This window comes from Paenibacillus mesophilus (assembly GCF_005938385.1).
Classification (GTDB): domain Bacteria; phylum Bacillota; class Bacilli; order Paenibacillales; family NBRC-103111; genus Paenibacillus_AB; species Paenibacillus_AB mesophilus.
Window position 1 is genome coordinate 36205 of the sequence record NZ_VCRA01000032.1, and the last position, 26836, is coordinate 63040.

Consider the following 26836-nt stretch of genomic DNA (forward strand, 5'->3'; position numbering starts at 1 on the left):
TCAGCCCTTGTTTTCGTTATCTTGTTGATAGGCGACAATAATTTTTTGGACGAGCGAATGGCGCACGACGTCCTGCTCCGCGAAATGAACGATGCCGATCTCCGGGATCGGCTGCAATATGCGTTCCGCCTCGACAAGCCCGGAACGGGTGCCGCGCGGAAGGTCGATTTGCGTTTTGTCCCCGGTAATGACCATCTTCGAGCCGAAGCCGAGTCGGGTCAAAAACATTTTCATCTGCTCCGGGGTCGTATTCTGAGCTTCATCGAGTATGATGAACGAATCGTCCAGCGTACGGCCGCGCATGTAAGCGAGCGGCGCGATTTCGATCAGCCCGCGCTCGAGCGATTTGGCCACCTGCTCGGGTCCCAGCACATCATTAAGTGCATCATACAACGGACGCAAATAAGGGTCAACTTTTTCCTGAAGGTCGCCCGGCAAAAAGCCGAGGCTTTCCCCCGCTTCCACGGCGGGACGCGTCAGCACGATCCGCTTCACCTTGCCTTCCTTCAAGGCGACGACCGCGAGGACGACGGCTAGATACGTTTTCCCCGTGCCTGCGGGACCGATGCCGAGCACGATATCTTTTTTGCGGATGGTGGAAACGTAGTGGCGCTGTCCGATCGTCTTGACCCGGATCGGCTTGCCGCGATGCGTCGAGGCGATTTCACCCTTGAACAGGTCGAGCAGCTGGTCGGCCTTCAATTCTTTCGCCAGCTCCATGGCGTAAAGAATGTCCCGCTCCGTCAGCGCATACTGGTTGCGGACGAGCTGAAGCAGCACTTCGAACAGCTGTTCCAGCCACTTGAGCTCCGACGGCGGACCTTGAATGGAAAGCTCCGCTTCTCTCGTATTGATTTTCGCTTCCGTCGCATTCTCGATCAATTGCAAAAATTTATCTTGCGGTCCGAATAGCGCCAGTCCTTCCGCTACGTTGTTCAAACTGATCTTCAACTGGTTCGCATAGTTCAAAAAAGCCTCAGTCCCTTTGTCGTCTTAGTCGATTGCTTCATTCGCCTCGCATGGAGCGTCCGGTTTACGGGATGATCGGCTGCTCTACGGCGATCGGCTGCTCGATTTCAAAAAGCACTTTCATATAAACTTTACCATTGTCCGACTTTTCATGCAAAATAATCTTTTCCCCGCGCCAAACGGCGTCGGGTCCGGCGGCCGCGACCACCTCCGCTCTCGCCTGCTCCAGAGCGATCTTCTTCGCTTCCTCGGGATCGAGCGGAATTTCTTCCATGCGCGACTCCAGCAGCTTCTCGTCCAGCCATCCGATCGGGAGCGACCATTTCCGCCAATGAACCGTCTTCAGGTTGGAGACGGTCTCGTACTGGGCAAACGGCGTTTCCCCGTATCCGGTTACTTGAAGTCCCCGGCTTCCGATCACGAGGTACGAGCGCGATTTCGTATCGCCCGTATATACTTTTTGCCTCAGTACGAGCGGAATTTCCACAGTCGCTTCTTCCCATACGATGCCGCGCACTTTGCCTTGGGCAACTACCGTTTGCGAGTTTGCCGCGTCGCCGATGTAGCCCGATATAAGAATATCTCCTTTGTTTACGTTCGTATTCGGCTTTACGAGCGGCTTGCCTTTTTCCGCCAATATTTGCGTTACCAGCGCGTTTTTGGCCGCTACGAGATGCCGCGGGTTCATCAGCTGCCGTTCATCGGGACGGGCCGACTCCACGATTTTGATCTGGATGCGCGTCCCTTGAACATTCACGCCGATCCAAGCCGATCCCGGCAGCTTGTTCTGCAATTCGCGGGACAGCATGTCCGCATCGGAAAGACGGAATTTCCACTGAAACCGGTATATGCCCTGTTCCTTGGCCGCTTGCAATATATCGCTGCGGGCGATCTTCTCGTTGCCCTCCACGTCGATCCGCCATACGAGCATCGAAAGGATATAGATCGCGGCGAAAAAAGAAATGATGCCGACGATGAACATTTTACGCCGGCCGAGCCTGTCCAACACAAAAGGGAAGCCATACCGTCCCTTGATGCGGAGCTTGACCCCCGACTTTCTAAGCAGCGGGCGAAGCTTGAAAAAATCGCCGATAATGATATGGAGCTCCACCGCGTCTTCGCCGATTCTCCGGATGTCCCAGACGACAAATCGGCCTGCGATCAGCGCGTTCAACAGCTTTTCCATATTTCGGCCGCGCAGTTCGATGCGCACGAAGCCTCGCAGCCGGTTGAATATCGTCGTTTTCACGTTGGAGCCTCCTTTTTTAGTGCACTAAGTTTGAACGTATTCGAGACCTCGTCCTTATCGCTGTCAGTCCGAGTAACGGATATCCGAAATAACGCCTTCGATAAACACTTCTTCCGGCAGGATGGCGCGAATGACCAGCTCCTTGCCGTGAATTTCCAGCTTCCCTTGGGATAATCCGAGCTTCAGCGTATCGCTCGAAAAGTGGAGCACGCCGCGATGGTTTTCGATGTATAGCTGGCGGTTGCCGATCATCGTGAAGCGGGGAAGATCGAGCACGACGTCCTGAGGGAGATCGAGCAGTTTCGCCGTTAATTTGCTCAAGCGCCGGTTCCATTGCCGCATGTTCCGCTTTTCCTCCTTGCGTAAATAACCGTAGCTTTTACCACCATATGCGGGAGAGGGGCAAAAAAGACCCGCCTCGGACTCATTATGAGCCAAGGCGGGTCAACTTAAGGCGAAATATTCACTTCGGCTTCAACCGCAAAATCACGTCGTCGTTCGGCTTCGGATCGCCGCGGCCGTCCCGGTTGTTCGTAAGTAGGTACAGAGAGCCGTCCGGACCTTCGGTCACGTTGCGGATTCGGCCGTATTGATTTTTCCATAGCGTTTCCAGATTCTCAACCTTCGTCTCCTGCTGACCAGAGAGCGTAAGCTTCAAAACCTGGGTACCGCGCAGGTTGGCTACCAGCAGCTGCCCGTTCCAAGGCCCACGGGTTATGAAGGTCATCCCCGAAGGTGCCCAGGTCGCAGCTTCGGAATGAACCAGAGGCTTGCGCATAACGGTACCGGACGGAACGGCCTGCTTCGGCTCGGTCTGGTCGCCCTCGATCAAGGGCCAGCCGTAGTTGGCTCCTTTCTCGATGATGTTGATCTCATCCTTGGCCGACTGTCCGTGCTCGGAGCTGAACAGCTTGCCCGTTCCGGGCTGCCAGGCGAGTCCTTGCGGATTGCGGTGGCCCAAGCTCCATACCGGCGATTTGGGATCGGGATTATCGGTCGGAATCGTCCCGTCCGGACGGATGCGCAATATTTTCCCGGCCAAACTGTTCGGACTTTGCGATTGCTCCCGCACTTGGGCGTCGCCGACCGTCACGTACAGCATCCCGTCGGGACCGAACCGTATTCGGCCGCCATCGTGGGTTTGTTGACCCGGCAGGTCGGCAATCAGCACGCGGTCGAGCTTTGCTTTGTTGCCGTCGACAACGAGGCGGAGCACGCGATTTTTCATCACACCATTAGACTCGTATGTATGATACGTATATAAATAGTTGTTTTTGGCGAAAGCCGGGTCGAGTGCAAGTCCGAGCAAACCGCTCTCCCCGCGGCTCACGACCGGTGCGTCGGTGAAGGCGAACAGCGGCTCGGCGAGCAGCTTGCCCGCCTCGATAATCCGGATCGATCCGGGCCGTTCCGTAAAAAGGATTCGACCGTCCGGAACAAAAGCGATGTCCCACGGCACATTCAGCTTTTCCGCCACCACTTCGGCTTCTCCGTATGGGATGGAGGTCGCCGCTTCCGAACGAACCGGATTGCTCGGAGCGGCTTCTCTCCGTTCGCAGGCTGTCAAGGCGAAGAGCATCGCAGCCAGCGCGATGCCCCCCGCAATCGTTCCGTAACGTTTCATGCGCAGTTTCCTTTCTAACGGTTCCTTGGCCTATAAGGCTTTTTGGATCGGGGCGCCCCCATTATTTCGGCCCACATTATACCGCGAAGCGCGTCTTGTTCCGTAAACTCCATATCCCGATTATCCCGCTCTTCCGCAGCTTCCTGAGCAGGCGCCCCGCCAGCGGAATAGGTAGACCGGACCTCCTGAACGGAAGAAGTCTCTTCCCGTCGTCCGTAATCTACCGCCTGACGTACGCCCGCCCTCTCTTCTCCGCCCCGCGAAGAATCTTGAGGCCGCGGCTTCGGTTCGAGCCGGCTTCCTCCTCCGAAAGGCGGCATCATCGGATTCGGCTTCCCTCTTTGCGGATTCCCTGAGCCGCCTTTGGCATTGCGGACTTTCGCCAACAACGTCAGAACGAAACCTCCGACAACGATAAGCAGTCCCAGGTTACGCATCAAAAAGTCGATGATTTCATTCATGCGAATCCCTCCCGATGCCATTCACTCGCTTGATCAAACGGAGTCCTTGTCGTTTTTATCCGGCTGACCCATCTTCCCGAAAGAAGAGCGCATCTGCGTGTCCGCATCGATGTTGCGCATATTCATATAATCCATTACCCCGAGTTTGCCTTCGCGAAGCGCTTCTGACATCGCAAGCGGCACCTGCGACTCGGATTCGACGACCCTCGCCCGCATCTCGACGACCCGAGCTTTCATTTCCTGTTCCTGCGCCACGGCCATCGCCCGGCGTTCCTCGGCTTTCGCCTGGGCAATCCGCTTGTCCGCTTCCGCCTGCTCGGTCTGCAGGTGAGCCCCGATGTTTTTGCCGATATCGACGTCGGCTATATCGATCGATAAAATCTGAAACGCGGTGCCGGCATCGAGCCCTTTGCCGAGCACGGTGCGGGAAATCATATCGGGGTTTTCCAAAACTTGCTTGTGGGTGTCGCTAGAGCCGACGGACGTAACGATCCCTTCCCCAATCCGTGCAATAACCGTCTCCTCGCCGGCCCCCCCAACCAAACGGTCGATGTCCGCGCGTACCGTAACCCGTGCGCGTACTTTGACTTCGATACCGTCTTTCGCCACCGCCGATACCATCGGCGTCTCGATCACCTTCGGATTTACGCTCATCTGCACGGCCTGCAGCACGTCTCTGCCTGCCAAATCGATGGCGGCCGCCCGTTCGAACGACAGCGGGATTTGAGCTCTCTGGGCGGCGATCAGAGCGTTGACGACGCGGTCCACATTTCCCCCCGCGAGGTAATGACTTTCCAGCTGGTTGACAGATATCGGCAAGCCGGCTTTATGCGCCTTGATCAGCGGATTGACGATCCGGCTCGGGATGACCCTTCTCAGCCGCATCGCGACGAGGGTGAAAATGCCGACACGGACGCCCGAAGCAAGCGCGGAAATCCACAGCATGACCGGTACGAAGCTGAAAAACACGGACAGTACGATAATCGCGAGCGCCGCGATCAGCAGTACGAAAATAATCGATGAATCCATCATGGGACTTGCCCTCCTTTGACTTTAGCCGCACATCCTGCCTGCAGCTCTTTACATTTGTTTGACGATAACCCGGTTTCCTTCCACCTTCACAACTTTAACCGTACGGCCCGCGTCGATGAACTCACCATCCGTCATGACGTCTACCTGCTCATCCCAAAACTCCGCCGTACCGGCGGGCCGCAGCGGCGTGACCGAAGTTCCGACCGCTCCGAACAAATGGTCTTTTGAGCTATGGGACACGTACCCGCTCTCGGTATTCAGTTCGTCTCTCAATATGAACTTGTTCCAAACGCCATACCGTTTGAACACTTTGGCGACGATGACAACGACTATTGCGGCCAGCGAGAACGCAATACCAAGCGATATTACGGCGTTCCCGGTATCGAAGGCAGCCATGACTACCCCGCCGATGATCGCAATAATTCCAAGTATACCCAATATTCCGAAGCTCGGGACGAATATTTCGACGCCAAGCAGTACGATTCCGACTACGAACAGCACAACGTCCTCGACTCCGGCGAAACCGGCTACATAATGTCCGAAAAAATATAAGGCGAATCCTAGTACACCCAATATGCCCGGAAGCCCGAACCCCGGTACGAGAAGCTCGATCGCGACTCCAGCAATGCCGACGATCAACAATATAGTCATAATGACCGGATCGACGAGAAACCGCGCCAGCTTCTCGGCAAAGGTCGGCTCGAAATGAATGATCGTAGCGCCCTTCAATCCGATATACTCGATAGTCTCATCCAAGGTAGAGGCGATTTTTTCGGCATAGCCGACTTTAACCGCTTCTTCCGCAGTCAGTGAGACGATTTCGCCAGGTCCCGACTTCCGGCCGATTTGCGGCATATCGACGACGGCATGCTTGTCCACCATTCCTTCCGCAATGACGGGATTACGGCCGCGCAGTTCGGCAGCCGACCGCATCTCGCTCGCCCAATGAGACACTACCTTGGCGTTCTCCACTTCGCTGCCGGAACTATCGACCACAGCGGCCGAACCTATCGTGCTGCCGGGCTCCATCACGATTTTGCCAGCGTTAAGCGCAATATAGCTCCCGGCGGACACGGCTCGTCCATGAACGAACGCCGTCGTCGGCACTGTGCTGTTGCGAATCAATTTCCCGATAATTTCCGCGGAATCCAGCCGTCCCCCGAGCGTATCGATGTCCAGCACGATCGCGGCCGCCGACGCCCTCTCCGCATCCTCGAAAGCGCGTTCCAGAAAGCTGTATAAGCCGCTCTCGACCGTCTGGTGAACCGGAACGACATATACGAGCTTACCCGGCGATACCGACTCTGCGCTTGTTTGCGGGGTTGCCTTCGATGCGGCTTGTGCGCCGATTCCCAACATGAAGCCGCCTGCCAGCACAAGCGCCAGCATGCCGAACGCAAACGGCTTCAGCCGCAGCATGTGCCGTGCAATACCGTTATGCATAGCTCCTCCTTTATGACGGGCCCTTTGTCCCGGTCACCGCCATCTTTATGGATACTTATGTTGTTCTACGTATTGGATGAACGAATGTTTCAACTTATTCCCCCAGAAGTGAAGTCCCGGAGGGATATAATATTTTAGAACACAAAAAAACACCCCGGATGGAGTGTTGTTTTTGCATTCGGTTCACGGTTCGAGACTTGCTCGTCCAATTCTCAAGAAAGAAGCTGCTGCACGAGTTGATTGACCAGCTTGCCATCGGCGCGGCCCTTCACCTTCGGCATCAACGCGCTCATCAATTTGCCTAAGTCCGCTTTGGAAGATGCACCGGTTTCTTGGATGGTCTGCTGTACGATAGCATGAATTTCTTCCTCGGTTAATTGCTGCGGCATATATACGGCAATGACTTCTATTTCTTTCCTGACGGTCTCGGCGAGATCGCCCCGATCCGCTTTTTCAAATTCTTGGAGGGAGTCTTTGCGCTGTTTGATCTCACGATTCAGAATATCCAGTACTTCGTTGTCGTCAAGCGTCTTCTTTTGATCTATCTCAACGTTTTTAATCGCCGATCGAATCATCCGGATGACGGAGAGTTTGAACTTGTCCTGATTCTTCATCGCTTGCTTCATATCATCGTTTAATCGTTCGCTTAAGCTCATGAAAACAAAATCCTCCTAGAACTTTCTCTTCCGAGCAGCCTCCGACTTCTTCTTGCGCTTAACGCTAGGCTTCTCATAGTGTTTGCGCTTTTTGACCTCCGCCAAGACGCCGTCTTTGGCGATGGAACGCTTGAAGCGACGAAGTGCAGCATCAATGGTTTCATTTTTGCGAACTCGAGTTTCGGACACTAGTTTTCCCTCCCTCCGAACAGACCGTCCAAGACGAAAACACGGTTTATCAAACTACATTATAAATGAAACCGAAAGGGGGTGTCAACCTGCCATGGTCGACCCGGCTTCCGCACCCTTATCCTTTGACGTTCAAGCCGCCGAGCTTCTCGCCGCCGAGCACGTGCACATGGATATGGTACACGACCTGACCGCCATCGGATCCGACGTTGTTGATCAGTCTATAGCCGCTGTCAGAGATACCCAGCTCCTCGGCGACTTTCTTCGCGGTAAGCAGAACCTCTCCGAGCAGCTCCCGATCTTCCTCGGCCGCTTCCTTCATCGAAGGGATATGCTTCTTCGGAATAACCAGCACATGAGCGGGGGCCGCCGGCTGAATGTCGTGAAACGCCAAAACCTTATCGTTTTCGAACACTTTTTTGGATGGGATTTCCCCTTTGACGATTTTGCAAAAAATGCAATCCATCGGCTAACCCTCTTCTCCTTATTAAAATAGACGGATAACGACCTGCGACAAAAATTCCATCTCGAGCCGTTCGGTCATAAAATCGACGATCAGCTTCTGCTGGTTTTGCTGCGTTTCTTCATCATCCGGAGTCTTCTGCAGCTTCTCTTCGGATTCGATCAGCTGGTCGCGCAGCCAAACGAGCTCCTCCTGCTGCTCCTGGATCGTTTTGACGATAGGCTCGATTTCCTCCGTCTCCAGAACAAACTCGACCAAATAATTGTAGCTTCCGCCGAATACGGACTCGTTTTTGTAAAACTGTTCTTCCGGATACTGCGTATTCACATACTGCTGCAGAGCCAGTCCGATGAAGTGTGCGGTCACTTCGGGCTTGCAGTTCATTTTCAAGTATCGTAGAAACCCTTGAGGCGAGTTCCCTTCCGGGTTGCTCATATCCGGCTCGCCGCCGTACATTTCTTTGTAAATCCAGCTCAATATTTTGATTTCCGTGCCGGTATAAATCCGATGAACGACGATTTCGTGAAAGTCGTCCTTCAACCCTTCGATATGCTCGATCGAATCGCAATAATGGACGAGCTGGTTGTACAGCAAGTTTTTGTAGTTCAGCAGATCGTGGAAATCTTTCTCCTGCTTTACCTGCGTCAGCAGCTTGAACAGGCTGTGATTGAGAATATCGACATTCGCAATATCGGCGAATACCGGATTATTTATTAAATGTTCGTCGTATGTCATGAAAAATTCGACTACAGCGCTTATATCTTGCACGCCGGTGTACGTAATGTGTGCCATGAAAAGTAGGGACTCCCTCCCGGTGAATTGAACAACTGCTATCATGATACCAGAAAAACCGGATCAGCGCACATTGTTCATTATTCCATCCGTACGACGACCTCCCGAAAAGCCCGGAGTACCGGGCTACAGCATCGTCAATTGTTTGCTCACCGAACCGTTTACGGACTCGCAGCCTTCCTCGGTCGCGATGACGATATCTTCGATTCGCACACCGAACTTGCCGGGCAAATAGACGCCGGGTTCGATACTGAATACCATGCCCGGCTCGATCGCAAGCTCGTTGCCGCCCTGTACGGTTGGCTGTTCGTGGATATCGATGCCGAGCCCGTGCCCCGTCCGGTGAACGAAATATTCCCCATAGCCGCCGGCTTCAATGATACTTCGAACTGCCCTGTCGATCTCCGAAAAGGTGACGCCCGGACGTACCGCGCGAATGCCCGCCAAATGCGCCTCTTTAACAAGCTCGTACACGGTGCGCTGCTCGTCGGAGGGCTCCCCGATACTGAATGTCCGCGTCATATCGGAACAGTAGTGATTCAGCTTGCCGCCGGTATCGACAATGACAAAGTCGCCTTTGCGCACGACCGCTTCCCCGGGAGTGTGATGCGGATTCGCTCCGTTCGCTCCCGTCGCCACGGTAGGATCGAACGACAGCTCGCGGATCCCTTCCCGCTTCCACAGCAGCTGCAATTCCTCCAGCAGCTCCGCCTCGCTCCGTCCTTCGCGGATGTGCGGGACAAATGCAGTCATCACCCGGTTCAGCGCGTCGGCCGATTCCCGGATCAGCTTTATTTCGTGCTCGTCTTTAACTTGGCGAAGCTTGCCGAGCAAATGAGCCCCTCCCGTCCACCGGGTCTCCGGACGGTGCTTCATCAATTCAAGCAAATGTCCACTGGGCCATCCTTCATCCACGCTTACCGCCTCCGAAGCGCCGAGCGCATCCGACAGCAGCGCCGAAGCATCTTCGCCGTCTCGCCAGAATGCCGTGTGCAAGCCTACCGACTCCAACTCGCCACGGTGCAGATCGGGAGCGACGAGAACCGGCTCTCCCGTACGCCTGATCGCAAGAGTCAGAAGCCTCTCGTGCGCCTCGATCCAAACGCCCGTGAAGTAAAACAGGTTCGCCGCAGTGGCTACGATGACCGCGTCGTATTGCGTTTGTTCCAGAAGCTTCCGCAGCTTCTTAATACGTTCCTCAAACTGGTTACCGCCCATTTCCTTCATCCTCCTTCGCAGACTATAGATCACTATCCACTATTGTAATCCATATTGCCTGCTTCTAACATCACGGTTTGACGGCGGTCCATACGGTCCAGCGATCTTTCTCGGCAATTGCGCCTTCCGATAGATGCGATCGAATACGTAATACCAGGGCATCGATCTCTTCGTCAGACAGCTCGTGGAGAATCGATCGGCCCTTCCGCTTCCGCAAGTCATCGGCGAGCTCGTCGGCGTCGGCGTATGTTTTACGGGTTTCCCACAGCTTCTCTTCCATAACGCGTTCGAATCCGGAATTCTCCAATGCTCGAATGACTTCTTCCGACGAATGTCTACGAGACGTCTCGATAGCCGCCAACCGGGGATACATTTCGAAAAACGTTCCGCGGATATGTTCCGAACTGCCCGGAAGCAAGCAATCTTCCGGCGTACGGTCCTGGACGAGCAGCATGCCTCCGGGACGAAGTATTCGGGCCGCTTCGACGAAGCAAGCATGCAAATCAGATAAATGGTGAATAAGCGCGCGTTCGATTACCAAATCGAAACGGCCGTCAGCCAAAGGCGTGCTGCCGGCAGCACCCCATTCGAAGCTTACTTGGCTGAAGCCGCTGCATGATTGTCGGGCGGCCTCAAGCATTTGGGCCGAGTAGTCCACTCCCACGACTTCGGCAGCGCCCAACTCGGCTAATTTCCTCGTGTAAATCCCGCCGCCGCATCCGATATCGGCGGCTCGGGCCCCTTGTACCGTCGTGAATCGGTTCACCATGTCCGTCCAGCTGCGATCGGCATTGCGGGACGTATAGGCGTAACGGTTATGCTCGGCATGGAAATCGATCGGCATAATGATCACCTCACATTATAGTTTCATTCAATGAAACTAAGTTTCATTATTTCAATTGAGTCCAGTATACAATCGGCCCTGTCGCCTTGTAAATCGGCTATTTCATCACGGATTCGTATGTCAAGTAAACAAACGGCAAAAAAAACCTGACGGCGTTCTTCCGTCAGGTCAGATTGTTGAGAAACCCCTTCGTTTTGCCGATCAGACAAAAAACACGGGGTTTTGCTTGAGAACTTAGCTCTCAGATCGCTTTAAATCGATTTTCCTTTTGCGAGATGAGGTCCACCACATAAAAAATAAAGTGCCGAAAAATCCGTAGGACTTAATCGACACTCTGACCTGACGGCGTTCTTCCGTCAGGTTTTCATTCCTTCATATTTCAAACCGCCTGTCCTCATTTCTGAGGTGGCACCGTGCTGCCCAAATCCGGCTCCGCCTTAAACTCGATTTCGGGCGCCACCGTACCGTGCAGTTCCATAACGACGATTTCGTTGCCGCCTTTGCGAAGCAGCGGGGCGGGGACATACAAACTTTTTTGCGGCCCGATGCTCCAATAACGTCCAAGATTAAAGCCGTTGATCCAGACGATCCCCTTGGTCCATCCGTCCATATAAAGAAACGTATCCGCCGGTTCGTCCACCTGGAGCTCCGCCTTATAGAACGCCGGCGTCTCCTGTTGGCGCAGACCGTCATAGTTCAAACCTGACAAATTTTCCAGCGGCAGCGGGCGGATCGTCCAATCGAACAGAAACTGATACCCGAAACGGACGCCTTCCGTAATGCCTTTGCGATCCTTCAAGTAAGCGCCGTAATTGATTCTGCCCATGTTCTCGACCAATAGGCCGAGCGTGACGCCTTCCTTCGGCACCTCGAAGCTGACCTTCGCTTCCCGGTTCCAACGCTCGATCACGCCCGCATACCGTCCGTCTATAAAGACGAGCGCCCGGTCGGCTACGTTCTGCAAATTCAACTGATGCGACGACCGGGGGCCGGATATACGGGTCTCATACAAGATGAAGCCGTAATTTTGTCCGAGCTTCTCCATCGGCTCGGGACAAACGGATAAAACCGGCTCCGACAGTACGTTCAGATTGGCGAACAAATCCGCCTGTCCACTCATGCGAACCCTCCCGTAAGCCCGCTTCTTCGCAGGCTCGGGCAGGCGGACTTCCGGGATGTCGATATAGCGCGACAGCATGTCCCTCACGGCATAGTACTTGTCCGTCGGGTCCCCCGCTTCCGTGAGCAGCACGTCGTAGTCATAGCTCGTAATCGTCGGCTGGTATTGGTCCGGCGCCGGACAGTTCGCACCGCTGTAAAATCCGAAGTTCGTGCCACCATGGAACATATAGAAGTTGACCGATCCGTTCTCCTTGAGCATTTCCTCCAATACCTGAGCAACGTCGGACGCATCCCTCGTATGATGATGCTCGCCCCAATGATCGAACCAGCCGTTCCAAAATTCCATGCACATGACCGGCCCGTCGGCCTGGTATTCGCGCAGCTTCGCGAACGCTTCCCCGACTCGCGATCCGAAGTTCACCGTAGCCAGTACGCCAGGCAGCGCGCCCCCCTGCAGCATCGAGTCGGTCGGACCGTCCGAGGTGAACAGCAGCACGTCGATGCCGCGATCGGACATACTTTGCTTCAAATAGTCCAAGTATCGCTTGTCGTTGCCGTAGCTGCCGTATTCGTTCTCGATCTGAACCGCGATAATCGGTCCGCCGTTCGTGGACAGCAGCGGCTTTAGCTTCGGCATCAGCACGTCGTAATAGGCGTCCACCCGGTCCAGAAAAGGCTTATGGAAGCAGCGGAGCCGCATATCCGAATCGGCTAGAAGCCACGCCGGCAAGCCGCCGAACTCCCATTCCGCGCAAATATACGGGCTGGGCCGCACAATGACGAATAGGCCGAGCTCGCCTGCGGTCCGGATGAACCGTTCCAAATCGGCTAGCCCTTCAAAGCAAAAAACGCCCGGCTTAGGCTCATGCAAATTCCAGGCGACGTACGTCTCCACCGTATTGAAACCGCAAGCCTTCAGCTTCAGAAGCCGGTCTTGCCAATATTCGGGAACGGTGCGGAAATAATGAATCGCGCCCGCGATAATTTTGAGCGGCTTATCTCCCAAGTAAAATTGTCCTTCTTTCACTTCCAAGCGTACCATTCACAACCCGACCTTTCGCGCGCGTATTGTTCGTTCTCTAGCTCCATCATAACTAGACGATGAATTCGACACCATGCTCATAACGTCCGTTTTTTTGACCATTTGTGCCGATATGCAAGTCATCTTATAATGTTGAATCATGACTATAGCGGAATGTGCGGGTGAAGCTGCGTGGACATCCAAGTATATTTTCCGAATATGACCAGCACGTTGCAAATAACCGGCTGCGGCTTCAACGTCAAGCCGCCGGGATGGTCGTACCCGAACCATCATCACCATTTGTTCGAGCTGATGTACAGCTTCAGCGGCGAAGCGCTTCAGCATGTAAACCGGGGTACGGTCCGATTGGAGACGGGAGACTGGCTTCTGATCAAATCGGGCGTCAAGCATAGAACGGACAACCGGTCCGACTCGCCATACGCCTTTTTCAATATCCATTTCGATGTCGACGACCCGGAGCTTCGCAAGAAGCTGAGCGCCGCGGATTACGGGCTGCTGCCCCGCGCGAATGCCGAACGGACGCAGCTCCCCGGTCTGATGCGGCAAATCGAGCGCATCTTGACGGACAGCCTGACGATGGAGCCGCGCGATGCAACGGAAGCGATTCCGCCCGGACGGATCGGACCGGGACCGCGAATCGAGCTGCAGGCGTACGTCCTGCTCATCATTAAAGAAATAGCTGACAACAGTCCCGTCTTCCGGGTTACCCCCGATCACGAAAGTTTTCCGGTCTCATCGTCAATGGAAACGGACATCGCCCATGCAGTCGAGGAACGATTGGTGCGGATGGCTCATTCGCCCGCGGAGCATTCAATCGCCGAGATAGCCGGACAGCTGCACATCAGCCGCAGCCAATGCACCAAGACGTTCACCAAAGTATACGGCGTATCGCCCCGCCGGTACGTCAGTCAACTGATTGAAAGCCGGGCCAAATTTTTGCTCGTCACGACGAGCATGTCGATCGAGGACATCGCCCTGGAGCTTGGCTTTAGGTCGCTAAGCCACTTCTCCCGCCAATTCCGGCGGTGGACCGGCCTGTCTCCTCTTCAGTACCGTCCGAAACACGAATAGGTTCCCCAGAAAATCGAATGGCAAATAATTAGACCGATAGTCTATTCGCCGATAGACTATCGGTCTAATATGCGTTACAATATCACCATAGTCGGTTCCCGGAGGTCGATTGTCCGTGAATATCATGCGCCCCTCCACCCGCAAAAAACGGGATCTCGTCATCGAAACGGCGCTCGCCCTGTTTATGCAGAAAGGGTACGAAAGCGTATCCGTAGACGATATTATCGCAGCCACGCACACCTCGAAGGGTACGTTTTACCATTATTTCAAAAGCAAAGAAGACATCGTTGCGGAAGTCGGCGAGCGGCAGCACGCCATCATCGAGCAGTGGAGCAGACGTTCCCCCGCTCGAGTGCAATCGCTCGAAAGCCATATCAACCGGTTGTTTTTGGACTTAGCGTCTAATTTGAGCGCTTATCCCCGGCTGGTACGCAGCTTTACGGCGCTGAGCATGCAAAACGATAAGCTGAACCGGCAGCAGCGGAAGTTGTCGGAGTATTTGCTTACCGCACTCCAGCGATGGCTGCCCGATCCGAACAAGGCTGCGCTGCTCATCAGTGTCTACAACGGAATCGTTTCGAAATGGTGCTTGAACGAAGACGGCGACTTGGAACAGATGATCCGCACCGAATTTTCCCTGCTGTGGGCAGGATTGCGTACGAACGAACCGGTGGGACCGCTCTCGGTCACCCCGAAACAAAAGGAGGACCCACCCATGAAAGTAGCCGTCATCGGAGGAGGATTGGCCGGGTTGACCGCGGCAGCCTATTTGTCCGAGGAATCCGGCGTGGAAGGCGTCCTGTTTGAAAGAAGCCCCCAATTGGGCGGCCGCGCCTTCACTTACGAGAAAGCCGGCTTTACGTTGAACTATGGAGCCCATGCCGTCTACGGCATCGATCGGCACAAGCTGACGACGATGGAGAAGGAGCTTGGCTTGTCGTTCAGCAGCAAACAGGTCGACAAACGGAAGGTCATGTACGAGAAGCACGACCAGGTTACCCCCGCGCCGCTCGATTTCGTCAACCTGATGAAAACCGAGCTGCTCAGCACGATGCAAAAAGTACGCTTCGTCGGTGAAATTACGGCCATCATGGCCAACAACCACCAAATGAAAAACTACCGCACGCTCGGGGATTTCCTGGCCGATTCCAACGCGGACGAAGACGTAAAGGAGCTATGGGAGCATCTGGTCTGCTCCAACTTCTTCATTACTCCGGAAGATGCCCGCCGCGTTCCGGGGACGGTTATCGCGGAATATTACCATAACCTGTTCCTTTCCTCGCGTCCGGTCAATTATGTCCTCGGCAGCTGGGCAGTCATCACGAACCAGTTGAGAGAGAAGATCGAGCTGTCCGGGCATTGGGAAATCGCCCTGCAGGAAGGGATCGAGACGATCCGTTACGAGGACCGCAAATTTGTTTTAAAATCGAAAAACCGCGAGCTTGCCTTCGATCGCGTCATCTTCGCCATGCCGGTACAGCAGGTGATCAAGCTGCTCAAAGGAAGCGCTTGGGAGCCGTTCCTTGCCCCTTACGAGTCGAATACGGCGACGGAAGTGATGGTTTACGACGTCGGTTTGAGCCGGGTCGTCGCGCGTCCGTTCTCGTACATCAGCGATATGAACAACAAGCTGTTCATCAGCGACGTATCGGCTACCGATTACACGCTCGTTCCGGAAGGCGGACAGCTGCTGCAGGGCATCGCATACCTGAATGACGAGTTCGCGACCGAAGAGGAGCGCAAGGCATACTTGGAGCAGCGTACCGAACAAATGGAGCGGCTGTTTGACAAGCATTACCCGGGCTGGAGAGAATCGATAGCCGTCAAGCGCGTTTCCAAGAAGGCGATGGTGGCAAGCGTCAAAAATATCGCCACTAACGCTTTGCTCCCGAACCGTCTGGAGAACGTTCCGTTTTATTTTTGCGGCGACGGCTGCACCGGGAAAGGCGAGCTGGCCGAACGGGCTTTCTCCAGCGCCCGCATCGTGGCCAAGCAAATATTGAAAGATGTCCCGCAGCCCGCACTCGTCTGATTCGAAACCCGTGTCGAAGCGCTTCATTCGCTGACGCACGGGTTTTACTTTTTGCGGCGCTTTAAGCGATAATTGGAAAAGCGAAAACGGTTTTCGTTCCTTATCCAGCTGGCTTAACCGGTGTAACTCTCCGATATTTCTCGTTAATCCGACAAATTTAGACGATTTTTCATAGAATCCCCCAACAAAATCATGTATACTGGATGAAGATTCGACAAAGAACATTTTTCCAGTATTGCCGTACGAGCGGTCATACCTATTCCAACCTTCGCGAGGGGTGCAGCTAGCAGCATGAATCATAAAAACGCAAAAGTGTTTGCTATCGGACATTTCATTTTACCTGCCGTGCTGCTGCTTCTTTTCATTAGCCAGAAGCAGTTCGTGCTGCTTACGCTCGCGGCTTTGTCCCTGGTGTTTACCGCCTTCCTTGTCCATCGGGCCTATATAGTGGGAGATTTGAGCCAGCTGCTGCGCATACCTAGTCTGGCCGTTATCGTCTTTATCGATATGGCGATCATCACGATGGTGTACGTTTTGCCCGATTGGCGACCCGGCGTCAGCCCGACATGGCTGCTGCTTTTTCTGCTGCCGCTATATGCTTCCGAGCTGGGCAGGCGGACCGCTCTCGTCATATGTGCGTTGGCCGTTGGTGAGATTCTCCTGCTCACCGTTGTTCAAGGCAGCTATTTTTTTTCGCTCGATACGGTTATGAATGTGCTCGGAATGATCGTCATGATCATACTGGTCGGCCGAACGTCGGACAACCTGGTGAAAATGGCTTTCTACGATTCACTCACCGGACTGCCCAACCGGGAAATGTTCAAAGACCGGCTGACGGCTTCGCTGGGCAAGCGCAGCACGAGAAATAAAGGGCTGGCCGTTCTGTTTCTCGATCTCGACCAGTTCAAGCATGTTAACGATACGATGGGACACGAGACCGGAGATTTGCTGCTGAAAACGGTTTCAGAACGAATCCGCTCGAACATCGACAAAGATGTTCTGCTTGCGCGTCTCGGCGGCGACGAGTTCGCGCTGCTTGTTCATAACGTCGCCAGCGCGGACGATGCCAATCAAGTGTGCAGCGCCGTGTTCGAATGTTTGCGGGAAGGAATATTTCTCGGCCCGCATGAAATCTATACGACGACCAGTATCGGCATCGCCCTGTACCCGACCCATGGCACGACTCCGGAAATGCTCATGAAAAACGCCGAAGCGGCCATGTACCGGGCCAAGCAGCAGGGACGCAACAACTTTCAGTACTACTTGGCTCCGGAGAGGACGGAAGCCCAGATCGAACGGTTCGCCATGGAAGCGATGCTGCGCAAGGCGCTGGAGAAGGACGAGCTGCTCGTATTTTACCAGCCCCGCATCCATACGAAATCGGAAAGAGTCGTATGCGTCGAAGCATTGGTTCGCTGGCAGCATCCGAGTCTGGGAGTCATTCCGCCGCTCGATTTCATCCCGCTCGCGGAAGAAACCGGTTTGATCGTCCAGCTGGGCGAGCAGGTGCTGCGCAAGGCGTGCGTTCAGATAAAGAAATGGCAGGACGAGGGGATGGACGAATTGTCCGTCAGCGTTAACTTGTCCCCGCTCCAATTCCGGCAGCAGCATCTGCCGGGCGTAATCGGCCGCATTTTGCGCCAAGCCGGACTGAAGCCCCAATATTTGGAGCTGGAAATTACGGAAACCGCGGCCATGCAAAACGTCAACCGCAACATCCTGATGCTGCGCGAGCTGAAGGAAATGGGCGTCAAAATATCGATCGACGACTTCGGGACCGGCTACTCTTCACTCAGCTATTTAAAAAAATTTCCGATTGACGCTCTGAAGGTAGACCGTTCGTTCATCAGCGGTATTCATGAAGATCCGGACGATGCGGCTATCGTAAACGCCATTATCGTGCTGGCCAAAACGCTGAAACTGAAAGTTACCGCGGAAGGCGTAGAGACGGAAGAACAATATTTATACCTGCAGCAGCACAAATGCGATGAAGCGCAAGGCTACTTGTTCGGCAAGCCGATGCCACCGGAAACGTTCGAGGAGTGGTACAAGCTGAATATGACCGAGAAAGATTTGGTGTTATCACCGGATTTTTAGATAACCCCACAAAGTGGAGCCTTTCTTCGAAGCTTATTCCAATTACTTTGCGGAGACCCCGAAAATTATAAACTCTGTCATGCAAAAAGTCCCCGTCCGGGGACTTTTTGCATGACAGCCTCAGCTTCCGCCGACCCGCACCATATGGGGGCCATCAAAGAAATAAAGCAACTTTTCCTTAACCGGCCGCCGCCATATATGCTCGATCGCCTTGGCATACAATCCGAGCTGGATGCCGTACCGTTCTTTCAGCACATTCAATCGGCTGCCGGAAACGGCGTCCGTTTTGTAATCGAGCAGCACGAGCTCTCCGTTTTCCTTGAACAAGCAGTCGATAACCCCTTGTAAGAGCACCGTTTCGCCGCGGACCGCTTCTTCCGCCCCAGGATAAGCTTCCTCTGCCGGGAGGCCATAGCTGAAAGGCACCTCCCTGTACACCTTGTCGGCGGCAATCAACCGTCGGCCGACCTCTTCGCGGAAAAAGGAAGCGATCACCGCCGCATCAACCGCTTCCCGATGCTCGGGGGCGATCAGCTGACGCGACACCATCCGGTCGAGCGTGATCCGGACGACCTCTTCCGTGACTTCGCGCTCCAAAGGCAAATGCTGCATAACCGCATGGTAAATCGTCCCGCGCTCGGCGGCCGTCATCTCCTGCTTGCCCAGAAAGCCGGGCCGTTTCGCCAATACGTGCAAGGAAGCTCTGCTCCCGGCAGCGGACTGTCGGCCATCCTCATCCCCGTCCGGATTCGGCGCAACTCCCGCCCATTCCGCTGCCTCCGGATCTTCCCGTCCGAACGAACGGTCTTTCAGCCGCTTGAGCTCGGATACGGATGTTTTGGAAAACAAGCCTGACGCCTGTCCGAAGCCATACGTCCAATGGAACCGCATATCCAATCGTTCGCCCGCTTTCTCCTCCGCTTCCTTCCCCGCTCCCGTAACCGGCTTGAGCTGCGCGACCGCTTCCATACGGTCGTCCGCGAACCGAACTTCCACGGCTGCGGCCGCTTGGGCGTAACCTAATGATGAAAGAATCCCGACGTTCCATCTGGACGGCTCTTCCGCCATGATCGACGGAACTTGATACGAATCTCCTTCACCGCTTTGGGAGCGGATCGCCGGAGCATCCGGATGACGAACGAGAGCCGGACCGAGCCAGTCGAGGTAACACCGGGCTCGCGCCATTTCGTGTGCGGGAAGCTGCCAGTCGGCTTCCTCCTGCATGCGGCTCCACTTTTGCGCCGATTTCTCGAATGACGGAACCGTGCCGACGAGCACCATTTTTTCTTTCGGACGGGTAAGCGCCACATATAGGACCCGGAACTCCTCGGCAATCATCTCCATCTTCATCCGCCTGCGGATAGCAAGCATCGGTAAAGTCGGGCAGGCGACACGCTGCACCGGGTCCGCGAACATCGGGCCGAAGCCCAGTTCCTTGTGCAGCAGAAACGAATCGTTCAGATCGGTCTGATTGAACGTCTTGCCCAGCCCGGCGACGAATACGACGGGAAACTCGAGCCCTTTGCTCTTATGGATCGACATGATGCGCACGACATCCTCCTGCTCCCCGAGCGCGCGTGCCGCTCCGAGATCGGCTCCGCTGTCCCGCATGCGTTCCACGAAACGCAAAAAACGGAACAAGCCGCGCAGCGACGTCGCTTCATATTGTCTGGCCCGGTCGTAGAGCGCCCGCAAGTTCGCCTGACGCTGCAAGCCTCCCGGCATCCCTCCGACAAAATCGTAATAACCGGTCTCGCGGTATACGTTCCATATCAATTGAGACAAAGAGCCTTGACGGGCTTCTTCCCGCCAGCCCGTCAGCTTATCGCGGAAAGACAAGAGCTTGGATCGGAGCGGTAGACCGTCTTCATTGCCGTCCCAGCGATTACCGGCATCCGCTTCCGCCGCTCCTTCATCGGACAAACACGCCAATACCGCTTCATAGAACGGCTTGTTTTTGCCGCGGATTCGCACCTGCGCCAGCTCGGCTGCCGTCAATCCGAACATCGGCGAGCGAAGTACGGCGGCAACCGGTATATCCTGGTAAGGGTTGTCGATGATTTGCAGCAGCGACAGCATGATTTCCACTTCGGTGGCGGTAAAATAACCGGTATTCAAATCGGCATAGCCGGGAATGCCCGACGCTCTCAACTCATCCATAAAGACAGGCGCCCACTGGGAGGTCGCTCGCAGCAAAATGACGATATCCCGAAACATCGCCGGTCTTAACCCGCCCGTTCCCCGATCGAACACCTGAAACGGCGGATGGCCATCCAGCCCGACCAGTCGACGAATTTGCGATACGATGAACCGCGCTTCCAGCTGCGCCGTTTCCGTCTGCTGCTCTTCCTGCTCCAGATTCGTCCCCGCAGCGCTTGCCGCCGCGTCAGCCGATTCCTCCTGTTCATCTCCGTCATTCCGCTCGGCTCCCGTATCCTCCTCGTCCGAAGCGGAGCTCCCCCGATCGAGGATAGCCAATTCTACCGCCATGTCGTTCGGACTATCCGGATATGCGGCTCCGCAGACGAGTTGCGCCGCCTCGTCGTAATCCATCTCGCCGACCCGCTCCGTCATGATTTGCTTGAAAATAAAGTTGACGCCGTCGACGATTTGCTGACGGCTGCGGAAGTTGCGCGCCAGATCGATCTTTCGGCCATCCTCCGGATCTTCCGCTTCAGCCGGACCGAACGACCTGTATTTTTCCATAAACAAGCCGGGCTCGGCCAGCCGGAACCGGTATATGCTCTGCTTAACGTCCCCGACCATGAATCGGTTCCCGGGGGCCGGGCGGGAAATAAGGCCGACAATCGCTTCCTGCACCGTATTCGTATCCTGATATTCGTCCAACAATATTTCCACGAACTGCTCGCGGTATTGCTCCGCCGCGTCCGAGGGCAGGAGTCGTCCCGGGGCGGAATCCGGATGCCTCAATATTTCCAGACTGTAGTGCTCGAGATCGGAGAAGTCTACGAGCCCTTTCTCCGCCTTTTTCAGCTTATACCGCTCTCCAAACTCGATCACGACCTCCGCAAGCTTGCGTACGACCGGCGCGATTTCGCCCATTTCCGCCGTATACTGCTCCGGGGATCGCTCGAACAGCTCCTCGCGAATGTCGCCAAACTGCTTTTTGACCCTGTCGCGAAGCTGTTTGACGCGCTCCTGCAGCGACTTGTCCACGTCGGCTCCGCGGCATGCGTTCAGCTTTCCGAACGAAGTTTCCCGGAAGGCGAGGAACAGAGCCTCCCACGATCGGTCGGCCGCATGAGCCGCTCCGACGATTTGAACGAGATCGTCTTTTATATTGGCCGCATACGGAACGGGACCTCCCGGCCTGTCGCACAAGCGAAGAGCTTCGTCCAATAAGCTCGCCATCCCTTGCAGCTCCAGCTTGACGTCGGCGATCAGCGTCCGCCGCCATGGATCGGATTCGCCCTCCCGTTCTGCCGCATCGTCAGACTGCGGTTCGAATTTTTTTGCCGTATCCAGAAGCCAATGGTCCGGCCACGGATGACTGCGCGAATAATCGTAAAGCCGCTGAATAAGACGGAACAACGCGTCGTCTCCCCGTTCGCCGCCGAAGGCGTCCGCCAGCCGCCAAAACGCGCTGTTTTCCCCGTTGTTCCCGTATTGATCCTCCAGCAAATCGCTCAAAATGTCTTGCCGCATCAATTCCGCTTCCGTCTCGTTCGCGATGCGGAACGCCGGATCGAGCCGGATGCGCTGATGATGACGGCGGATGACATCGAGACAGAACGAGTGGAGCGTCGTAATCGAAGCACGGTGAATGAGCGCGACCTGCCGGCGCAAATGCTCGGAAGCCGGCTGCTCGGCGAGCTTCTTCTCGATCGCCTCGCGAATGCGCTGCCGCATTTCCCCGGCGGCGGCGTTCGTGAACGTCGCTACGAGCAGACGATCGACGTCGACCGGGTCACGCTCATCCGTTATGCGCCGTATGATTCGTTCGACGAGTACGGCCGTCTTGCCCGAACCCGCAGCGGCCGCTACAAGGATGTCGGACCCGCGCAGCCGAATAGCCTCCCACTGCTCGTCCGTCCATGTGCTGCCCTCCGGCTTGGCCGCCCTCGGCGGACGTTGTTCCGTTTTGTACGCTTCATTACTCATGCAAGACTTCCCCCTCAAAAATTCCCCCAAAAGTGGAGCCGGCCTTCGCTGCTTATTCCAAGTACTTTTGGGGGAGCCCCTCAATAGTTCCCCCGAAAGTGAAGCTGACCTCCGATACTTACTCCAAGTACTATCGGGGAGCCCCCTCAATAATTCCCCCAAAAGTGGAGCCGGCCGTTTACGAAGGCACGGCGCCGCTCTCGATCGCCTGCCATACCTGCTCTTTATCGATCCGGTGCATTCTATTGTAGTCATTGCCCTCGAACAGCGGCTCGAACTGGCATACCGGCTTGTACGGGCAATAGGCGCAAGCGAGCTTCGGGCCCATTCGCGACGGCCGGATATCGACCTGTCCGTCCGTTATGTTCTGGCCGATGCGCGTTATCATGCCTCTTACATATCCCCGCAGCCCGTCCCATTGCCGCTCCGATACGACGGAGGAATTTTTGTAGAAGCTTCCGTCCGCTTTGAGCGCGACGGGAATCAACTGCGAATGGCCGTTCCGTTCCCGGAACGATCCGTCCATCAACCGCACCGTTTCTTCGTCCTCGAGAACAAGTCCTTTCATTTTAAACCGTTTCAGCAGCTGCGCCTCCGCCTCTTCGGGAGTCAGCGTATTTTTGCGTACGAGCATCGGATTGTGTACATGAAAGTAAAGTACGCCGGCAGGCAGACTCGGTGTACCGATCCAGTGCTCGGCATGCGTAATGACGACATCCAAATACGTGAGCATCTGAAGCGACATTCCGTAAAAAATATCGGCCATCTTGAGCGCCGTATCGCTCGATTTGTAGTCGATGACGCGCAGCAGGACGCCCTTGTCGCTGCTCGCCCGGTCCACCCGGTCGATTCTCCCGATGATCTCCATTCTGCAGCCGTTGTCCAGCTTGAACTCGAGCGGAGGCAGCGGCTGTCCCGGCCCGAATCCGACCTCCAGTCCGATCGGCACGAATTGTCCGCTGCGCGCATGAGCTCCGAGCACGACGGATGCCCGTCCGATAATTTGCTTCAGCTTGCGGGCGATATAGCCGTACCTTCTCGAACTGAGCAAGATTTCCCCTTGCAGACGCGGCGCCAGCTCGTCGACCGCTTTGGCCGCACGCTCGAAGCATTGCTCGGCGGACAAGGAGCCCCAATCCGCGCCTTCGCGTTGAAGCTCCAGCGCAATCCGGCTGAGGGCCGCATGGAACAGCTGTCCGATATCCGGAGCATCGAGCCGGTAAACGCGTCGCTCGGCCAGCCGCAGCCCGTGGGATGCAAATTGCGAGAACGGGCACGACACGAATCGTTCCATCCGCGACACGCTCGCCCGCAGCAGATCGCCGTACAGCTCTCGGCTGACCGATTCGGGCAAAGGCGGCTCATGGTTCGTATAAAACAAAGAACGCAGCGTGCGGCGCAGCTTCTCTTTATGTCCGGGCTTCGAACAGAGCCAATTGTAGACGTCCCACCACGATTCGGCGATTGGCGTGCCGCGCATCCATTGGCGCAGCTGTACCGCCAGATGGGAAAGCGCCTTATCCGGATTGACCGCATATTCATAAGGATCGCCGGACGGGCTCAAATCGCCGATCTGGGGATCCGTCAACAGCTGCTGTTCCCGAATCGCCGGAAACATCGTCTTCAGCCGTTTGACGATCTCCGAAGGAAGCAGCGATTTGCCTTCCTCGTCGGCGAGCGGATAACTGACCCACAGCGATTCCGCCGGCGTTGCCAGCGCTATGTAGATGAGGAAAGATTCGTCCATCAGCTTGCGGCGGCTGCCGTCCGCGAGCTCGAGACCGGCCTCGATCAGCCGTTCCCGCTCCGGCTCCGACAGCACGCCGCTCTCGTCCGGCTTGGCCGGGATAATCCCGTCGTTCGCGCCCAACACGAGGCAGTGCCGGACAGCGCCCGAGCGGGTACGGTCCATCGTACCGATCAGCACCTGATCGAGCGATGGCGGCACGAGTCCGAGCCGGACCGTTTCTAGACCCGCCTCGACAATTCCAGCGAAACGGTCGAGCGACATCGCTTCGCCGCCTAGCATTTCGACGATCTGATCGAGCAGGTCGACGATGCTTCCCCATACCTGCGTATGCTCGCGGGCTTTTTCCGGAGCTCCCGCATCCAAACATTCACGGCTCCATGCTTCGAGCCGGGAGGGCACTTTCGTCAGCTCCAGAAACCGGTACAGCGCCTCCGCCATGCCGCGCACCGTGTCCGCCTCGCGAAGCCCGGCCTCCAGCTCCGAAAGCGGCTTCGCGATCATGCGGCGAAGCCTGTCCATTTCCAAATAGAACGACTCGTCGGGACCACCGCCCGTTCCTTCCTGCACGTCGTCCAGCATCGAGCCTACCCGGTACGTCCATTTTCGTGCTTCCGTCCAGCGGGAGCCTTGAACGCCTGCAGCGAGCACATAATTTTCCAATCTGCACATCGCGTCTCTCAGCCGTGAAGCGTTCCCGGGATCGTCTGTCCGTTCCTGCGGAAACAAGAGCTCGGTCTTGATGCAGCGGAATACCGCATCGTTGCGCCATCGTCCGGCGACAACCTCGAGTCCCGAGCGGATAAGCTCGACGACGGGATGATGCAGCACCGATCGCTTCTGATCGAGAAAAAACGGGATTCCGTAATCCGCGAACGTGACGGCGAGCAAATCGCCATAGCTTTCCAGGTTGCGCACCATAACGGCTACGTCCCGCCACCGGCAGCCTTCGTCACGCACGAGACGGACGATTTCCCTCGCGGCTCCTTCCGCTTCCGCGCGGCGGTTCACGGCGGCCGCTATGACGATTTCCCGTTCGCCGGCGGCCTCTCCCCCTCTGAACGGCCGGCCGCTTCTGTATTCGAACGACCGCTCCAAATGTGCGAGCTTCGGACTCCGCTCATGACGGTGCGGCCGCCCTTCGAGCATAATGACGCTCTCCTGCTCCGCTTGCCGCTCCTCCGCGACCCGTTTCAGCCGAACCAGAGTCCGCGCGGTCGGATGAAACAAATCGAGCTCGTCCGGCGTATCTCCCGACTCGTAATCGCGGTCGACGCACAAGCTGACGGTCATTTGACGGCAGCACCGCATCAATTCGCCGATCGCCTGCATCTCTTGCGGCGTAAAGCCGAAGAAACCGTCAATCCACACCCGTGCATCGCGAATGTAGGCCGATTCCGCCATCAGCTCGGCCATCTTTGTCAGCAAATGCTCCGAATCGAGATAATGGCTGGACAGCTTCTCCTCAAACTTTTTGTACACGAACAGCAAATCGTGCAGCTTGTCTGTCGGCAAGCCGAACGCGCCGCCCGGCTCTTGCCTTTGCTCCGCATTCCGGACAAATTGCTCAAGCCGGTCCGGGGTAATGCAGTAACGGCGAAATTCGCCGTACATCCGGTTCAGATTGTCGATGAACCCCGACTGATCGGATGTTGCGCGGAACTGCCGCAGCTCGTCTCCGTATTTGTGCAAAATATCGTACAGCAACATTTTTTTGCCGCTGTCGTCGATATGGACCCGCGCCGTTCCGCCGGCCTCCTGCATGACACGAAAGGCAAGCCGCCGAAAGCTGAGCACCTGGGCGCGGATCGTACCGCCGAGTCCGGGCGTAGAAACGAGAGCGTGCTCCGCCTGAAAAGTAGCTTGCTCCGGCACGAGCAATATAAGCGGCGGCCCTTCCGGCTCCTGCCGCAGAATATGTCTGATTTCGTCCAGACAGCGTTTCGTCTTCCCGCTGCCGGACCTACCGAGTATGTAACGGATCGCCATGTGGGCCTCCTGTACGAAAACAAATGTTCTTATCTTATTCTAGTATTCTAGCATATTTTTGCCGGAATGTCCGCCATGGCCGGTATCGAATGGATGATCCGCGGGAAGCGACGATTGCCCGTACGGTTGTGCTATACTATCCGTATCGCTTTGTTCCGCCTAACTCCCGAAAGGAGCAAACTTATGCCGCAATTCGAAGCTTCCCTCGTCCGTCCGGCAGGAACCGGAACTTGGACATTCGTGCAAATCCCGTTTGACGTTGCCGCGACGTACGGCGCGCGGGGGCAATTGAAAGTAAAAGGCACCGTCAACGACGTACCGATCCGCGCTTCTCTCATGCCGAACGGAGACGGTACCCATTACATGGTAGTAAAGCAATCGGTGCGGGACGAAGCCGGAGTGACGGCGGGAGATGCCGTTCGCATCGAGATTGAGCCGGATTACGACGAGAGAACCGTAGACGTTCCGGAAGCTTTTCAAGAGGCGCTCGGCGCAAACGAGGATGCGTCCGCATTTTTCGAGAAGCTGTCGTACTCTCACCGCAAGGAATACGTGGAATGGATCCTATCGGCCAAAAAAGAAGAAACCCGCGCGAGGCGGATCGGGCAGGCGGTCGATATGCTGGCCAATGGCAAAAAGGCGAAGTAAACGTCGCAGTCCTGTGCAGCAGATGG

20 protein-coding genes are annotated in these 26836 nt (G+C 55.8%); 4 read left to right on the top strand and 16 right to left on the bottom strand.

What is annotated here, in order from left to right:
- The 14 genes from FE783_RS31935 to FE783_RS32000 all read right to left on the bottom strand — a co-directional run bounded on the left by FE783_RS31935 (window position 1) and on the right by FE783_RS32000 (window position 13104).
- On the bottom strand, window positions 1-969 hold the full coding sequence (locus FE783_RS31935) for a PhoH family protein (RefSeq protein WP_138883458.1): 969 nt from the start codon (window positions 967-969) through the stop codon (window positions 1-3).
- 64 nt (window positions 970-1033) lie between these two features.
- Window positions 1034-2218 (bottom strand): sporulation protein YqfD, encoded by a 1185-nt coding sequence (gene yqfD, locus FE783_RS31940; protein WP_138883459.1) that lies wholly within the window; start codon window positions 2216-2218, stop codon window positions 1034-1036.
- A 63-nt stretch (window positions 2219-2281) separates the two neighbouring features.
- Window positions 2282-2560 (bottom strand): sporulation protein YqfC, encoded by a 279-nt coding sequence (yqfC, locus tag FE783_RS31945; RefSeq protein WP_138883460.1) that lies wholly within the window; start codon window positions 2558-2560, stop codon window positions 2282-2284.
- Window positions 2561-2681: 121 nt separating this feature from the next.
- A complete protein-coding gene (locus tag FE783_RS31950; protein ID WP_138883461.1) occupies window positions 2682-3842 on the bottom strand; it encodes a PQQ-dependent sugar dehydrogenase in 1161 nt (386 codons plus the stop codon).
- A gap of 14 nt (window positions 3843-3856) precedes the next feature.
- Window positions 3857-4303, bottom strand: coding sequence for a hypothetical protein (locus FE783_RS31955; protein ID WP_138883462.1), 447 nt, complete (start codon window positions 4301-4303; stop codon window positions 3857-3859).
- A 33-nt stretch (window positions 4304-4336) separates the two neighbouring features.
- Complete coding sequence (floA, locus tag FE783_RS31960) at window positions 4337-5332, bottom strand: flotillin-like protein FloA (RefSeq protein ID WP_138883493.1); 996 nt, start codon at window positions 5330-5332, stop codon at window positions 4337-4339.
- A gap of 51 nt (window positions 5333-5383) precedes the next feature.
- Entirely contained in the window at window positions 5384-6778 is a 1395-nt protein-coding gene (locus tag FE783_RS31965) for an NfeD family protein (protein WP_138883463.1), read from the bottom strand.
- 212 nt (window positions 6779-6990) lie between these two features.
- A complete protein-coding gene (locus FE783_RS31970; RefSeq protein ID WP_138883464.1) occupies window positions 6991-7434 on the bottom strand; it encodes a GatB/YqeY domain-containing protein in 444 nt (147 codons plus the stop codon).
- A 15-nt stretch (window positions 7435-7449) separates the two neighbouring features.
- Window positions 7450-7623 carry a 30S ribosomal protein S21 gene (rpsU, locus tag FE783_RS31975; protein WP_010491812.1) on the bottom strand — a complete coding sequence of 58 codons (174 nt, stop codon included), beginning with the start codon at window positions 7621-7623 and terminating at the stop codon, window positions 7450-7452.
- Window positions 7624-7741: 118 nt separating this feature from the next.
- On the bottom strand, window positions 7742-8089 hold the full coding sequence (locus FE783_RS31980; protein ID WP_138883465.1) for a histidine triad nucleotide-binding protein: 348 nt from the start codon (window positions 8087-8089) through the stop codon (window positions 7742-7744).
- Window positions 8090-8110: 21 nt separating this feature from the next.
- Entirely contained in the window at window positions 8111-8878 is a 768-nt protein-coding gene (locus tag FE783_RS31985; RefSeq protein WP_138883466.1) for a hypothetical protein, read from the bottom strand.
- Window positions 8879-9004: 126 nt separating this feature from the next.
- Window positions 9005-10096, bottom strand: coding sequence for a M24 family metallopeptidase (locus FE783_RS31990; RefSeq protein ID WP_158302157.1), 1092 nt, complete (start codon window positions 10094-10096; stop codon window positions 9005-9007).
- 70 nt (window positions 10097-10166) lie between these two features.
- On the bottom strand, window positions 10167-10940 hold the full coding sequence (locus tag FE783_RS31995; protein WP_138883468.1) for a class I SAM-dependent methyltransferase: 774 nt from the start codon (window positions 10938-10940) through the stop codon (window positions 10167-10169).
- A gap of 394 nt (window positions 10941-11334) precedes the next feature.
- The gene (locus tag FE783_RS32000; RefSeq protein ID WP_138883469.1) at window positions 11335-13104 is read right to left on the bottom strand and encodes a glycoside hydrolase family 35 protein; all 1770 of its coding nucleotides are present in this window, start codon (window positions 13102-13104) and stop codon (window positions 11335-11337) included.
- 171 nt (window positions 13105-13275) lie between these two features.
- On the opposite strand from FE783_RS32000, the gene FE783_RS32005 reads away from it, so the two are divergent.
- The 3 genes from FE783_RS32005 (at window position 13276) to FE783_RS32015 (ending at window position 18304) form a co-directional block, all read left to right on the top strand.
- A complete protein-coding gene (locus FE783_RS32005; RefSeq protein ID WP_138883470.1) occupies window positions 13276-14175 on the top strand; it encodes an AraC family transcriptional regulator in 900 nt (299 codons plus the stop codon).
- 124 nt (window positions 14176-14299) lie between these two features.
- Window positions 14300-16207 (top strand): FAD-dependent oxidoreductase, encoded by a 1908-nt coding sequence (locus tag FE783_RS32010; RefSeq protein WP_138883494.1) that lies wholly within the window; start codon window positions 14300-14302, stop codon window positions 16205-16207.
- Between the two features lie 291 nt (window positions 16208-16498).
- Complete coding sequence (locus FE783_RS32015; protein WP_138883471.1) at window positions 16499-18304, top strand: putative bifunctional diguanylate cyclase/phosphodiesterase; 1806 nt, start codon at window positions 16499-16501, stop codon at window positions 18302-18304.
- Window positions 18305-18424: 120 nt separating this feature from the next.
- On the opposite strand, the gene addA is transcribed toward FE783_RS32015, so the two are convergent.
- Window positions 18425-22426: a helicase-exonuclease AddAB subunit AddA gene (gene addA, locus FE783_RS32020; protein WP_138883472.1), complete on the bottom strand. Its 4002-nt coding sequence runs from the start codon at window positions 22424-22426 to the stop codon at window positions 18425-18427.
- 178 nt (window positions 22427-22604) lie between these two features.
- Complete coding sequence (addB, locus tag FE783_RS32025; RefSeq protein ID WP_138883473.1) at window positions 22605-26162, bottom strand: helicase-exonuclease AddAB subunit AddB; 3558 nt, start codon at window positions 26160-26162, stop codon at window positions 22605-22607.
- A 183-nt stretch (window positions 26163-26345) separates the two neighbouring features.
- On the opposite strand from addB, the gene FE783_RS32030 reads away from it, so the two are divergent.
- Window positions 26346-26810 (top strand): YdeI/OmpD-associated family protein, encoded by a 465-nt coding sequence (locus FE783_RS32030; protein ID WP_158302158.1) that lies wholly within the window; start codon window positions 26346-26348, stop codon window positions 26808-26810.
- The last annotated feature ends 26 nt before the right edge of the window (window positions 26811-26836 follow it).